This window comes from Modestobacter excelsi (genome assembly GCF_005930495.1).
Lineage (GTDB): Bacteria > Actinomycetota > Actinomycetes > Mycobacteriales > Geodermatophilaceae > Modestobacter > Modestobacter excelsi.
In genome coordinates this window covers 1-411 of record NZ_SJEX01000175.1, presented here as the reverse complement: position 1 = coordinate 411, position 411 = coordinate 1, and the positions used below count along the sequence as shown (strand labels likewise).

Annotated in this window: 1 protein-coding gene; it reads left to right on the top strand. The window is 62.0% G+C overall.

Annotated elements, in window-relative coordinates:
• Positions 1-411, top strand: a 411-nt coding sequence (locus FHL80_RS25100) for a TetR/AcrR family transcriptional regulator C-terminal domain-containing protein (RefSeq protein ID WP_216871053.1), incomplete at both ends; no start/stop codon positions are given.

Genomic DNA, 411 nt, shown 5'->3' with positions numbered 1-411 from the left:
ACGCTGTTCTCCGCCGCCGTGGTGGCCAAGTGCGAGGAGCAATTGCCGTCGCTGTTCTTCGAATTGCCGGAAGGCGTGGCCGTGGAAACGGTGCTGTTGAACATCGCCCGCGGCTTTCATCAGCTGATCAACAGCGACGAGTCGGTGAACCTGCATCGCCTGATCATGGCGTTGGGCAGCCAGGACCCGAAACTCTCGCTGATCTTCTTCGAGGCGGGGCCCCAGCGCATGCTCCACGGCATGGAGCGTTTGCTGGCGCGAGTCAACGAAAGCGGCGTGTTGAGTATCGATAAACCGCGCAACGCGGCGGAACACTTCTTCTGCCTGCTCAAGGGCGCGGCGAACTTTCGGTTGCTTTACGGCTGCGGCGAGCCGTTGACCGGCGATGCGGCCGAGAGCCATGTGCAGGAA